Origin of the sequence: Pseudomonas sp. Pse79 (assembly GCF_024519615.1) — a bacterium.
In the GTDB taxonomy this organism is placed as follows: Bacteria; Pseudomonadota; Gammaproteobacteria; order Pseudomonadales; family Pseudomonadaceae; genus Aquipseudomonas; species Aquipseudomonas veronii.
Map to the genome: position 1 here is coordinate 252,099 of NZ_JALJRR010000007.1, position 13,224 is coordinate 265,322.

Sequence of the window (13,224 nt, forward strand, 5' to 3'; positions counted from 1 at the left end):
CCCACATTCAGCTGGTGTATGCGCAAATTTTCAGGGCAATTCGAGGCCGCCCGCTGCTTTGTGCAGTTTGCGCAGATGTTCGCCAATCTGCTTGAGGTTGGCTTCGCACGCGGCAATCTCGGCGGCGCGGGACGGGTCCAGCAGCGCCCTCACCTCTTTATCCAGTTCGCCGGTCAGGGATTGCAGCTGTTTCTGGCGCTCGGCACTTTCCGATTCCAGCCGCTTGGACTCCGAAGGTTGCGGCAAGCCGTAGCCACCGCTGCCCAGCAGTTCTGCCGGGCGGCTGAGGAAGCCGCTGTTGGCGAGAATCTGCTGCAGCGTGGCGTTGGCTTTCTCCATGCCGCCATTTTTCAGCTCGCGGGCGCCGAGGTAGCGTTGTTTGACTTCGTCCTGGGCCAGCATCAATTGCTTGCGAAAGCTTGCCTGTTCCAGCAGCAGTAATGCGGCGCTGGTGCGCAGGTCGGCCTGCTCGAACCAGTGGCGGCGCTCTTGCGCGCTCAGGGACAGCCAGTCTTCGACCTGGGTCTGCTGGATCGGCAGGCGCTTGCGCAGCACGTCGAACATCGCTTGGTAGCGCTCGCGGAACGAGTCGAAGTGATAGCCCAGGCGCAGCGCCTCGCGCTTGTCGTTCAACACGCTGGTATCGGCCAGGCCGCGCGCCTGCAGGACCTCCAGCAGCCCGTTGGGCGTGATGTTGTCCAGACCGGTCAATTGCGGATTGGCACTGCCGCTGCGTAACAGTTTCAGGCCTTCGACCGCGCAGTTGTTGGACAGGAAGAAGTAGTTGCCGTCGTAGCTCCAATGCATTTCGGCCGCGTGTTCGACGGTGTCCTCGATCTCCCGGCGCGTCAGCTTCAGCGGCACCGAGGCGAGGCCGCGCAACTCGGTCTTGGTGTACTCGTCGATGACCTGGGCCAGCGGCAACACGAACAGCCGTGACGGGTACTTGCCCACCAGGCCGTCCCAGCTCGACAGTTGTACGTCACCGACAAAGGCGCGGTAGGACAACACCAGATGCTGGTCCAGATCCAGCCGACAGTCCGGGCCGCGAGGGCGCCCCGGCGCGCAGATCACCAGGCGCAACATGCTGTGGCCCCAGCGACTGACCAGGTTCTGGTTGGCTTCGGCGAGCAGGTAATCGATTTCGTAGACCCGTTCCGGGTCGACATGGCCCAGGGGCGTCTTGGCGAAATCGTTGCCGGCGTTGAGGAAGGCGTAGGTCTTGGCGCAGGTGTCTTGCGCGGGCGGCGCCCAGCCAAAGTGTTCCTTGTAATAGCGGAACAGCGCGGGGCGGCGGCAGGCGTAGCTCGGGTCGAGGAGGAAATATTCCATGTTGACCGCGACGAACTCCAGTGGGCTGCTGGTTTCGTAGAGGTCCGGGCTGCGCGCGACCTGGCGGTTGTGCTGCTCGCGCTCACCGCGGCGGCCGACGTATTGCGGCCAGCCGGCGAGGTCGAGCAGGCGCGGGTCGTCGCTGAGGGTGAAGCGGCGGTCGTTCTGGCCACGGCATTGATCGGGCAGGCCGACCAGGCCGGTGATGCTGTTCTGGCGGCTGCAGCGGCGGATCAGCGCGCGCTCGTCGCTGGGCCACAGGCGCGCACGGTCGTAGATGTGGGTCAGTTCATGCAGCACGGTGGCGAGCATTTCCCGGCGCACGGTGCCGTGGGGGCGGTTGGTCTTGCGGGTGGCGGCGCTGCCGTCGGTCAGGCTGGCGAGCAGGTTGCGGTTGAGGTCCAGCTCGGACACCAGGGAGGCCTGGCCGTAGGCGTTGGCGGGCATCTTGTCGGTCCAGCCGACATCGATGCGCCGGTCCAACTGTTCGATGAAGCGCGGCGGCAGTGAGCGCAGCGCTTCATCGAGCAACGCCTGGCTGGCCTGCTGTTCGGCTGGGCTCAAACCTTCGGTAATGAGCCGCAGTTGCAGGCTGGCCTGGGCTGCGCCGGCACACAACAGCACAGCCCCGGCCAGGAGCCGGGCGATGAGACGCCTCACAGCGCGAGAATGGCTTCGGCGAGGGTCTGGTCGCTGGCATCACGGGCTTCCGGTACGCGGGTGCGCAGGGTGTCGAAGGCGGCTTCGAGTTGTGCGCCACGGATCTCGCCGTTGCTGGCGACGAAGCTGGCGGCGTCATCGTGGGCTTCGCGCACGATTTTGGAGTCGCGGATGGAGGTGGTGGTGTCCGAGGTGAAATCAATGGTGCGCGCGGAGGCGCGGACGATGATGTTACTGGTGGCCTTCAAGGTCTGCGCGTGGGCGACATCGGTCAACAACAGCAGGCCGAGAGCGGCGGCGATCAGCGGGCTACGCATGGAATGACTCCGAAATACAAAGATGATTATTGGACGAGAATTGCTTGCGCCAGTTCAAGGTCGCTGGCGTTAAGTTTTGGTTGGCTGCGGCGCAGACGATCCAGCGCTGATTCCAGCCGAGCCCCCCGCCATCGGCCGTCAGTGGCAATGAATGCGGCAGCGTCATCCTGGGCGGCCAGCACCCACTTTCGGTCAAACGGCGCGGAGGTCACTTTGCTGGTGGCATAAGCGCTCACCACAGTGCTCTGGGTGGACAGATCAAAGGCCGAAGCCAATGGCGACCAGCCGGCAGCAAACATCACGGGAACCAGCACTAGGCGGTATGAAAAAGCCATGGGACTCGACAACTGAAAGCGAGCGCCAAGGCTAGCGCAATGCCCGGGCGAGAGCCAGCGTCGAGGCATCCGGGAGCGGCTGGCGCTCCCTTGTTCCGACGGGTTTTCAGATGGCCAGAATGGCCTGGGCCAGTTGTGCGTCTGTCGCAGCGCTCAGTTGTGGCGCTTGCTGGCGGATCTGTGCCAGAGCGCTTTCCAGTTTGACCCCACGAATGGCGCCTTGGCTGGCGACGAAGCTGGCGGCGTCGTCACGGGCGGCGCGCACGACCTTGTTGTCACGCAGGGAGGAGGTGGCATCGGAACTGGCATCGGAGGTGGCTTTCAATGCGCCGACGATCGAGTCGGTCGTCACGATGAGGCTGGACGCATGGGCGTTGGCGGTGAGGGCCAACAGGGCGGCGGCACTCAGCAGGCGAAGACGGGACATGGGGTTACTCCTGTAGATGAACAAATAAGGTCGCGCGCAGCGGCCACTGTGAAACGGATGTGGATGCCATTGAGCATCAGACGCCCGTTCTACACGGTTCGCCACGTGGTGACCGGATATTAAGCCGCGGCTTGTCCATTCGAAAAGCGTCTTGACTGTCTAGTCACGCCAGAACGGCTTGGACAGCTCGACCTGGCGCTCACCGGGGCTGATACCCGCGTCGGACAGCTCTCGCGGGTCGAGCTGGGCCAGTTGGTGTCGTTCTCGGGCCTGTTGCCGCCACCTGGCGAGCGTGGCGACGGTGCGGCGTAACAACGTGGTGCGCGGGGTTGGTGGGTGCATGGGGAGCGCCTTACAGGGTCTTTTTTTTGGAAGACCATGTTGAGCGGATCGTTTCGACCGATACAGATACACCGGCACTCAATTGTACTGCTTAATTGTTATAATAATTTAACTGTACTGGTTGATTTGCAAGCGATCTGTTCGGGGCCGAAAACACCCGGGCCCAGACACAACAAAGCCCGCCTCCGGTGACCCGGGGCGGGCTTTGCTTAACGAATCAGGTTGCTGGCTGTGGACCCGGTGGGTCAGGGCCAGCGAGCGCTCATTAGCGCCAGAACGGCTTGCTCAGCTCTTCGTAGCGTTGTGCTTCGCTGATACCGGCGTCAGCCAGCAGACGCGAATCCAGACGAGCCAGTTGATGGCGGCTGGAGATGCGGCGCTGCCACAGCATCAGGTTGGCGATAACGCGCAGAGGCAGGGAAGCCTGGGTGCTTACAGCTTTTTCTTCAAAGAACAGATCGGAACTGAGTGTACGTTCCATGATGACATCCTTCCGCTTGTGGCGGGATTAGGTAGTGGTTTAACTGATGCCAATGATCCTCCTCCCGCGCAAGACTCTCTAGATACAGTTCACCTGTATTGTGAGGGGCCAGTTAACTGTTTATAGCGGCTGTACTGTACGGAAATGGGGCAACTGTACCTGTCCGCACTGAAACAGTGCAAAAATGGCATTTTAGAAGAAGGGTGTGGGATATTTCGGTAGGAAAAGACCGGTACAGCAGTACAGTTTTTTACAGAAAGGAGGGTGGTGCAACCGAGCTGATGAAACTGTGTGCATCAGCTCGGTTGTGTATCGATCAATCCTTGAGCATGTGCCCGGTTTCTTCCAGGTTAATGTGCCAGCTCAGGGCTTCGCGCAGGACGTGAGGGGTGTGGCCACCAATCGCGCAAGCGGCGTTGAAGTATTTGTTCAACGCATCGCGATAGTCCGGATGCACGCAGTTGTCGATGATCACCCGTGCGCGCTCCCGTGGCGCCAGGCCACGCAAGTCGGCGAGGCCCACTTCGGTCACCAGGATGTCGACGTCGTGCTCGGTGTGGTCGACGTGGCTGACCATCGGCACCACGCTGGAAATCGCCCCGGCCTTGGCAATCGACTTGGTCACGAAGATTGCCAGGTGCGCGTTACGCGCGAAGTCGCCCGAGCCGCCGATCCCGTTCATCATCCGCGTCCCGCACACGTGCGTGGAGTTGACGTTGCCGTAGATGTCGAACTCCAGCGCGGTGTTGATCGCGATGATGCCCAGGCGACGAACCACTTCAGGGTGGTTGGAAATTTCTTGCGGGCGCAGCACCAGTTTGTCCTTGTAGTGCTCCAGGTTGCCGAACACGTTGCTGTTGCGCCGCTCCGACAAGGTGATCGAACTGCCGGAGGCGAAGCTCAGCTTGCCGGCGTCAATCAGGTCGAACGTCGAGTCCTGCAGCACTTCCGAATACATGGTCAGGTCTTCGAACGGCGAATCGATCAAGCCACACATCACGGCGTTGGCGATGTTGCCGATCCCGGCCTGCAGCGGGCCGAGCTTGTTGGTCATGCGGCCGGCGTCCACTTCCTGCTTGAGGAAGTTGATCAGGTGGCTGGCGATGCCTTGGGTGTCGGCGTCCGGCGGCGTCACTGTGGAAGGCGAGTCAGCCTTGTTGGTGATCACGATGGCGACGATTTTCTCCGGCGGAATCGGGATCGCGGTGCTGCCAATGCGGTCGTCGACTTTTACCAGCGGGATCGGCGTGCGCGTTGGCCGATAGGTCGGGATGTAGATGTCGTGCAGGCCTTCCAGGTTCGGGTTGTGCGCCATGTTGATCTCGACGATCACTTGCTTGGCGAAAATCGCGAAACTGGCCGAGTTGCCCACGGAAGTGGTCGGCACGATATGGCCTTGTTCGGTGATCGCAACGGCTTCGATCACGGCAATGTCAGGCAGCTTGAGCTGGTTGTTGCGCAGTTGCTCGACGGTTTCCGACAAATGCTGGTCGATGAACATCACCTCGCCGGCATTGATCGCCTTGCGCAGGGTGCTGTCGACCTGGAACGGCATGCGTCGCGACAGTACGCCGGCTTCGGTCAGTTGTTTGTCGAGATCGTTGCCCAGGCTGGCGCCGGTCATCAGGGTGATTTTCAGCGGCGACGTCTTGGCACGTTCGGCCAGAGCTTGAGGGACGGCTTTGGCTTCACCCGCACGGGTAAAGCCGCTCATCCCGACGGTCATGCCGTCCTCGATCAGTGCGGCGGCATCAGCCGCGCTCATGACCTTGTTCAACAGCGAAGGCAAGCGGATACGATCACGGTACATGGATTGTTATCTCGAGATACGGAGGCAAGGTGCGCAGTTTAGTGATTTCAAAAGTTTTCGGCCCGCTACCATGGTCGAATGCCGGGCAGCGATTTAGGGCCTTTGGTCGGTTTTCATGCTGCAATAAAAAACCCTAGCCTACTGCAGGCCAGGGTTTCGGGTATTGCGCTGGCGCAGTGTTACTCGACAGCCTTGACCATGTCTTCGATAACCTTCTTGGCGTCGCCGAAGACCATCATGGTTTTGTCCAGGTAGAACAGCTCGTTGTCCAGGCCGGCATAGCCGCTGGCCATCGAGCGCTTGTTGACGATGATGGTCTTGGCCTTGAACGCCTCGAGGATCGGCATGCCGGCAATCGGCGAGTTCGGATCGTTCTTGGCGGCCGGGTTGACCACGTCGTTCGCGCCGAGCACCAGTACTACGTCAGCCTGGCCGAATTCGGAGTTGATGTCTTCCATCTCGAACACCTGGTCGTAAGGCACTTCGGCCTCGGCCAGCAATACGTTCATGTGTCCGGGCATGCGGCCGGCCACCGGGTGGATCGCGTACTTCACGGTCACGCCACGGTGGGTCAGCTTCTCGGTCAGTTCCTTCAGCGCATGCTGTGCCCGTGCCACTGCCAGGCCATAGCCCGGCACGATGATCACGGTATCGGCGTTGGTCAGCAGGAACGTGGCGTCGTCGGCCGAGCCGGATTTCACCGGGCGCGCTTCTTTCGAGCCGGCCGCCGCACCGGCATCCGGCGCATTGCCGAAACCGCCGAGCAGCACGTTGAAGAAGGAGCGGTTCATCGCCTTGCACATGATGTAGGACAGGATCGCACCGCTGGAGCCCACCAGCGAGCCGGCGATGATCAGCATCGAGTTGTTCAGCGAGAAGCCGATCCCTGCCGCAGCCCAGCCGGAGTAGCTGTTGAGCATCGACACCACTACCGGCATGTCGGCGCCGCCGATCGGGATGATGATCAGCACGCCCAGCACGAACGCCAGGGCCAGCATCAGCGCGAAGGCAGAGAGGTTGCCGGTGAACATGAAGGTCAGGCCGAGCCCCAATGTAGTCAGGCCGAGCACCAGGTTCAGTTTGTGTTGGCCGCCGAACTGTACCGGTGCGCCTTGGAACAGGCGGAACTTGTACTTGCCCGACAGCTTGCCGAAGGCGATCACCGAACCGGAGAAGGTGATGGCGCCGATGGCGGCACCGAGGAACAGTTCCAGGCGGTTACCGGCCGGGATCGCATCGCCCAGGTGTTTGACGATGCCCAGGGATTGCGGTTCGACCACGGCGGCAATGGCGATAAACACCGCGGCCAGGCCGATCATGCTGTGCATGAAGGCGACCAGTTCCGGCATCTTGGTCATTTCCACGCGCTTGGCCATGATCGAGCCGGCGGTGCCGCCGATCAGCAGGCCCACGATCACGTAGCCGATGCCGGCAGTGGCAAGCTCAGCGCCCAGCTTATAGATGAGGCCCACGGTGGTGAGCACCGCCAGCGCCATGCCGAGCATGCCGAACAGGTTGCCGCGCCGCGAAGTGGTCGGATGCGACAGGCCTTTGAGGGCCTGGATGAAACAGATCGACGCGATCAGATAGAGCGTCGTGACAAGATTCATGCTCATTACTTCGGCGCCTCTTCTTTTACTTTCGGGGCTTTCTTCTTGAACATCTCAAGCATCCTGCGAGTCACCAGGAAGCCGCCGAACACGTTGACGGCCGCCAGGGCCACGGCCAGAGTGCCCATGGTCTTGCCCAGCGGAGTCACGGTCAACGCAGCGGCCAGCATGGCGCCGACGATCACGATCGCCGAGATTGCGTTGGTCACCGCCATCAACGGCGTGTGCAGTGCGGGGGTAACGTTCCAGACCACGTGGTAACCGACATAAATCGCCAGCACGAAGATGATCAGGTTGTAGATACCGGGGGAGATAAGCTCTTCCATCGTCTGAATCCCTGCTTAGGCGTTTTTGCGGATGACTTGGCCGTCGCGGCACATCAGGCACGCGGCGACGATGTCGTCTTCGAGGTTGATTTCAAACTGCCCTTCCTTGTTGAAGACCAGCTTCAGGAAGTCCAGCAGGTTGCGCGCATACAGGGCCGATGCGTCGGCGGCGACGGCACCCGCCAGGTTGGTCGGGCCGCAAATGATCACGCCGTTTTCCACCACCACCTGGTCGGCGACGGTCAGCGGGCAGTTGCCGCCCTGGGCTGCGGCAAGGTCGATCACCACTGAGCCCGGCTTCATCTGGGCAACCGTGTCGGCGCTGAGCAGGGTCGGAGCCTTGCGGCCCGGGATCAGGGCGGTGGTGATGACGATGTCGGCCTGCTTGGCGCGTTCGTGGACCGCCAGGGCCTGGCGTTGCATCCAGCTGGTCGGCATCGGGCGTGCGTAACCGCCGACGCCGACGGCGCATTCACGCTCTTCGTCGGTCTCATAAGGCACGTCGACGAACTTGGCGCCGAGGGATTCGATCTGCTCCTTCACGGCCGGGCGCACGTCAGACGCTTCGATCACTGCACCCAGACGTTTCGCCGTGGCGATGGCCTGCAGGCCCGCGACGCCAGCGCCGAGGATCAACACACGCGCGGCTTTTACCGTACCGGCGGCAGTCATCAGCATCGGCATGAAGCGTGGGTAATGATGGGCGGCGAGCAACACGGCCTTGTAACCGGCGATGTTGGCCTGGGACGACAGCACGTCCAGGCTCTGGGCCCGCGAAGTCCGCGGCGCGGCTTCGAGCGCGAAGGCCGTGATGCCCTGCTCGGCCAGCTTGGCGATGGTTTCATTGCTGAACGGATTGAGCATGCCCACCAGCACGGTGCCGCTTTTGATCAGCGTCAGTTCGCTGTCGCTGGGGGCAACCACTTTGAGGATCAGCTCCGCGCCAAATGCATCGCTGGCGCTGCCAATGGTTGCACCTGCCGTTTCATAGGCACTGTCGACGATGCTGGCTTTAATGCCCGCCCCGCTTTGTACAGTGACCTTATGGCCCTGGCCGATCAGCTTCTTGATGGTTTCCGGGGTGGCAGCCACCCGCGTTTCACCGGTCTGGGTTTCGAGAGGAACACCAATGTGCACGTGAAATCTCCTGCATGATCTTTTTGCTTTTGATCTTATTGTAAAAAGGCCAGCGCACCGTGAGTGGCGCATCTGGGGCGGCCGATCAGCACGATCCCGCTGAAATGACAGCGGGGCGCGGCATTTTGCAGGCGAACTTTACGGCCTTCAAGGGATTATGACGGGTGACGAAAAATTAACTACAAGTCACCCTGTGACTGATTGTCGCAATGCCTTGAGATAACTTATTTAAATACAAGTGGTTAAAGGTGTATTTCGGTTTTTTTGTAGTTTCGACCTCGCCGTTGTGAATAGTCGGGCATTAGCCGGTAATAGTCGCTACAAGCCATGAGAATCATGGCTTTTAGCCTCATTTTCGCCGAACAGGTACAGTTTGCTGGAATGCGACATTTATATATATCTGTAGGATTCTATTTTAGCTGACTACATAGTCAACAAATGCCGCTCCGTCCTTAGATTACTGGGGGCTATAGCGCTGGGACTGGTCGATCAGCCAGTCCCTGAAGGCGTGCAGGGAGGCCGATTCGACTTTCCTGTCAGGAATCATCAAGTAATACGCCTTCGAACTGCTCAGTGCTTCAGGGCTCGCGATCACCAGTTGGTGCTCGTCCAGTTCGCGCTGGATGAGGAACGGTGGAATCAGCGCAATGCCCATGTCATGCATGGCCGCCTGGGACAACATCGAGAATAGCTCGTAGCGGGGGCCTGTCATGTCGCGGGGTATGTTCAGTTGTTGCGCGTTGAACCACTGGCGCCAGGCATAGGGCCGCGTGGTCTGCTGCAGCAGCGGCAGTTCTGCGATTTCCTGGGGGCTGAAGTGTGTGCGGCTGCCGAGTAAGCGCGGGCTGCACACCGGGACCGGGTTTTCTCCCATCAGCCGGTGGGATTCGGTACCGGACCAGTCGGCATCGCCGAAATAGATCGCGGCGTCGAATTCGGTGTCGGCAAACAGGAAGGGGCGCGTGCGGTTGGTGAGGTTGACCGTGACTTCCGGGTGCTGGCGCTGAAAGTCCTTGAGGCGAGGGATCAGCCATTGGGTGCCAAAGGTCGGCACCACCGCCAGCTCGATGACGTTCGCGCCCTGCTGTCCCATGACGGACAAGGTGTCGCGCTCCACCGCGTCCAATTGCGTGGCGACACGACGGCTATACGACAGGCCCGCTTCTGTGAGCTTGACCCCACGCCGCGAGCGTCGAAACAGTTCGACACTCAAAAACTCCTCGAGGCTGGCGATCTGTCGGCAAATGGCGCCCTGAGTGATGGAAAGCTCCTGCGCCGCCTTGGTAAAGCTCTCGTGGCGGGCTGCAGCTTCAAAGCTGACAAGGGCGGTGGTGCTGGGGATTTTTCTGCGCATGTACCTTGTTCTCACTTATAAGGCGCGTTTGCGCCCTTCTCGGTCGTTACGGAGTGAGAAATTAGCACAAGCCTATGCAAAAACCTCGTTTGCCCTCTGCGCTTGCCGAGCCTAGTCTGCATCCACGACTTCTGATTTCTTTGCGAGGACTTATTCATGGCTGGCAAGGCAAGCTTCAACTGGATCGATCCACTGCTGCTGGATCAACAGCTCACCGAAGAAGAGCGCATGGTGCGCGACAGTGCTGAGCAATTCGCCCAGGACAAGTTGGCGCCAAGGGTGCTCGAAGCCTTCCGCCATGAAAAGACCGACCCTGCGATCTTCCGTGAGATGGGCGAAACCGGCCTGTTGGGCGCGATGATTCCCGAGCAGTACGGCGGCAGTGGCCTGAATTACGTCAGCTACGGGTTGATTGCGCGTGAGGTCGAGCGAGTCGACTCCGGCTATCGCTCGATGATGAGTGTGCAGTCGTCACTGGTCATGGTGCCGATCAATGAGTTCGGCACCGAAGCGCAAAAACAGAAATACCTGCCGAAACTGGCGTCGGGTGAATGGATCGGATGCTTCGGTCTGACTGAGCCTAACCACGGTTCCGACCCGGGCGCGATGATTACCCGGGCACGCAAGGTGGATGGCGGCTACAGCCTGACCGGCGCCAAGATGTGGATCACCAACAGCCCGATCGCCGATGTGTTCGTGGTGTGGGCCAAGGACGATGCCGGCGATATCCGCGGTTTTGTCCTGGAGAAAGGCTGGAAAGGTCTGAGCGCTCCGGCGATTCACGGCAAGGTCGGCCTGCGGGCTTCCATTACCGGCGAGATCGTCATGGACAACGTGTTCGTGCCCGACGAGAACATCTTCCCGGATGTGCGTGGCTTGAAAGGCCCCTTCACCTGCCTTAACTCCGCTCGTTACGGGATCTCCTGGGGCGCGCTGGGTGCTGCCGAGTTCTGCTGGCATACCGCTCGCCAGTACACCCTTGATCGGCATCAGTTCGGTCGGCCATTGGCGGCGACCCAGCTTATCCAGAAGAAGCTCGCGGACATGCAGACCGAGATCACTCTGGCCTTGCAAGGCTGCCTGCGCCTGGGACGGATGAAGGATGAAGGCACTGCGGCGGTGGAAATTACTTCGATCATGAAGCGCAATTCCTGCGGCAAGTCGCTGGATATCGCACGCATGGCGCGGGATATGTTGGGCGGCAACGGTATCTCCGACGAGTTCGGGGTGGCGCGTCACCTGGTCAACCTGGAGGTGGTGAACACCTATGAAGGTACCCACGATGTACACGCCTTGATTCTGGGGCGCGCGCAAACCGGTCTTCAGGCGTTCTATTAATAGGAGCACGGGCATGGGCGCGCTTTCGCATCTGCGGGTACTGGATTTGTCGCGAGTACTGGCGGGCCCTTGGGCCGGGCAGATCCTCGCGGACCTTGGGGCCGAAGTGATCAAGGTCGAGCGGCCGGGCAATGGTGACGACACGCGTGCCTGGGGGCCTCCCTTCCTCAAGGACGCGTATGGCGAGAACACCAGTGAAGCGGCGTATTACTTGTCGGCCAACCGCAACAAAGAGTCGGTGACCATCGACTTCACGCAGCCGGAGGGGCAGAAGCTGGTGCGTGACCTGGCGGCCAAGTCCGACATCCTGATCGAGAACTTCAAGGTGGGCGGCCTGGCGGCGTATGGGTTGGACTATGCCTCGCTGAAGGAGGTCAACCCGGCGTTGATCTATTGCTCGATCACGGGGTTTGGCCAGACGGGGCCTTATGCGGCGCGTGCGGGCTACGACTTCATGATCCAGGGGTTGGGCGGACTCATGAGCCTGACGGGGCGGCCGGAGGGTGATGAGGGGGCGGGCCCGGTGAAAGTGGGGGTGGCGTTGACTGACATCCTTACGGGGCTCTATTCGGCGGTGGCGATCCTGGCGGCGCTGGCTCATCGCGAGCGTGACGGCGGCGGGCAACATATTGATATGGCGCTGCTGGATGTGCAGGTGGCTTGTCTGGCCAACCAGGCGATGAACTACCTGACGACAGGCGTGCCGCCAAAGCGCTTGGGCAATGCACATCCGAATATCGTGCCTTATCAGGATTTTCCCACGGCCGATGGCGACTTCATCCTGACGGTGGGGAATGACGGGCAGTTCCGTAAGTTTGCGCAGGTGGCAGGTCAGCCGCAGTGGGCGGATGATCCGCGTTTCGCGACCAACAAGGTGCGGGTGGCCAATCGCGCGGAACTGATTCCCTTGATTCGCCAGGCGACGGTGTTCAAGACGACGGCTGAATGGGTGTCGCAACTGGAGCGAGTCGGCGTGCCGTGCGGGCCGATCAATGATCTGGCGCAGGTATTCGCGGATGCCCAGGTCAAGGCGCGCGGGCTGGCGATTGAGTTGCCTCATGCACTGGCGGGGATGGTGCCTCAGGTTGCCAGTCCTATACGGTTATCCAAGACCCCTGTGGAATACCGCAGCGCGCCTCCTTTATTGGGTGAGCATACGGTCAGGGTGTTGCAGGAAGTGCTGGGGTTGATGCCGACGAATGTGGCTGCTTTAAAAGAAGCTGGGGTTATCTGAGTCCTCTCTTCTATATAGAGCGTCATTAAGGGCTCTATATAGAAGAAAGTTGGTTGTTTTTTAGCCAATCCTAACTATTGGATAGATAAGCGAAATTAAAGGTTGACGGCAAATCCTGGACGTCTATAATTCGCCCCACTTCCGGCGCAGTCGAAACGGAAAACTCCTTGGTAAACAAAGAGTTACGCAAGATTCGACAGCGGCCTGCTTAAGTTCATCGAAGCCTGGAAGGAGTTGGTAGAGCGGTGTTGTTTGGCTCTATTAACGTTTCGATCTTCTCGGTCGAAAGCGGAGAAAAAGAGGTGTTGACAGCAGCGTGTAACGCTGTAGAATTCGCCTCCCGCTAACGAGAGATCGGAAGCGCAAGTGGTTGAAGTTACAAAGGAAACTTTGAAAACTTCTTAAAATAATCACTTGACAGCAAATGAGGCTGCTGTAGAATGCGCGCCTCGGTTGAGACGAAAGATCTTAACCAACCGCTCTTTAACAACTGAATCAAGCAATTCGTGTGGGTGCTTGTG

The 13,224-nt window shown here is 60.2% G+C and carries 13 protein-coding genes; 2 read left to right on the forward strand and 11 right to left on the reverse strand.

Annotation, left to right across the window (positions count from 1 at the left end):
* Nucleotides 1–30: 30 nt before the first annotated feature.
* The 11 genes from NR164_RS12040 to NR164_RS12090 form a co-directional block, all read right to left on the reverse strand.
* The gene (locus NR164_RS12040) at nt 31–1,992 is read right to left on the reverse strand and encodes a DUF4105 domain-containing protein (protein WP_256822779.1); all 1,962 of its coding nucleotides are present in this window, start codon (nt 1,990–1,992) and stop codon (nt 31–33) included.
* A complete protein-coding gene (locus NR164_RS12045; RefSeq protein ID WP_017849050.1) occupies nt 1,989–2,309 on the reverse strand; it encodes a DUF2388 domain-containing protein in 321 nt (106 codons plus the stop codon). Before NR164_RS12045 ends, NR164_RS12040 begins: the two co-directional genes overlap by 4 nt.
* Before the next feature lie 26 nt (nt 2,310–2,335).
* Nucleotides 2,336–2,644, reverse strand: coding sequence for a DUF2388 domain-containing protein (locus tag NR164_RS12050; RefSeq protein WP_046381522.1), 309 nt, complete (start codon nt 2,642–2,644; stop codon nt 2,336–2,338).
* A gap of 106 nt (nt 2,645–2,750) precedes the next feature.
* Nucleotides 2,751–3,071 carry a DUF2388 domain-containing protein gene (locus NR164_RS12055; protein ID WP_256822780.1) on the reverse strand — a complete coding sequence of 107 codons (321 nt, stop codon included), beginning with the start codon at nt 3,069–3,071 and terminating at the stop codon, nt 2,751–2,753.
* 159 nt (nt 3,072–3,230) lie between these two features.
* Nucleotides 3,231–3,413, reverse strand: a complete 183-nt coding sequence (locus NR164_RS12060) for a DUF1127 domain-containing protein (protein ID WP_017849053.1) — start codon at nt 3,411–3,413, stop codon at nt 3,231–3,233.
* Nucleotides 3,414–3,678: 265 nt separating this feature from the next.
* Nucleotides 3,679–3,894 (reverse strand): DUF1127 domain-containing protein, encoded by a 216-nt coding sequence (locus NR164_RS12065; RefSeq protein WP_017849054.1) that lies wholly within the window; start codon nt 3,892–3,894, stop codon nt 3,679–3,681.
* A gap of 316 nt (nt 3,895–4,210) precedes the next feature.
* Nucleotides 4,211–5,704 (reverse strand): acetyl-CoA hydrolase/transferase family protein, encoded by a 1,494-nt coding sequence (locus NR164_RS12070; RefSeq protein WP_017849055.1) that lies wholly within the window; start codon nt 5,702–5,704, stop codon nt 4,211–4,213.
* Between the two features lie 179 nt (nt 5,705–5,883).
* Nucleotides 5,884–7,320, reverse strand: a complete 1,437-nt coding sequence (locus NR164_RS12075; RefSeq protein WP_017849056.1) for an NAD(P)(+) transhydrogenase (Re/Si-specific) subunit beta — start codon at nt 7,318–7,320, stop codon at nt 5,884–5,886.
* Nucleotides 7,320–7,640 carry an NAD(P) transhydrogenase subunit alpha gene (locus NR164_RS12080; protein WP_003187417.1) on the reverse strand — a complete coding sequence of 107 codons (321 nt, stop codon included), beginning with the start codon at nt 7,638–7,640 and terminating at the stop codon, nt 7,320–7,322. The genes NR164_RS12075 and NR164_RS12080 overlap by 1 nt, the downstream gene beginning before the upstream one ends.
* 15 nt (nt 7,641–7,655) lie before the next feature.
* Nucleotides 7,656–8,777: a Re/Si-specific NAD(P)(+) transhydrogenase subunit alpha gene (locus NR164_RS12085; protein WP_046381520.1), complete on the reverse strand. Its 1,122-nt coding sequence runs from the start codon at nt 8,775–8,777 to the stop codon at nt 7,656–7,658.
* A 457-nt stretch (nt 8,778–9,234) separates the two neighbouring features.
* A complete protein-coding gene (locus NR164_RS12090; protein ID WP_256822781.1) occupies nt 9,235–10,131 on the reverse strand; it encodes a LysR family transcriptional regulator in 897 nt (298 codons plus the stop codon).
* Nucleotides 10,132–10,287: 156 nt separating this feature from the next.
* Here NR164_RS12090 and NR164_RS12095 point away from each other — a divergent pair, with 156 nt between their 5' ends.
* Together NR164_RS12095 and NR164_RS12100 are read left to right on the forward strand one after the other, a co-directional pair.
* Nucleotides 10,288–11,469, forward strand: coding sequence for an acyl-CoA dehydrogenase (locus NR164_RS12095; protein WP_017849059.1), 1,182 nt, complete (start codon nt 10,288–10,290; stop codon nt 11,467–11,469).
* A 13-nt stretch (nt 11,470–11,482) separates the two neighbouring features.
* Nucleotides 11,483–12,703 carry a CaiB/BaiF CoA-transferase family protein gene (locus tag NR164_RS12100; protein WP_256822782.1) on the forward strand — a complete coding sequence of 407 codons (1,221 nt, stop codon included), beginning with the start codon at nt 11,483–11,485 and terminating at the stop codon, nt 12,701–12,703.
* Nucleotides 12,704–13,224 lie beyond the last annotated feature (521 nt).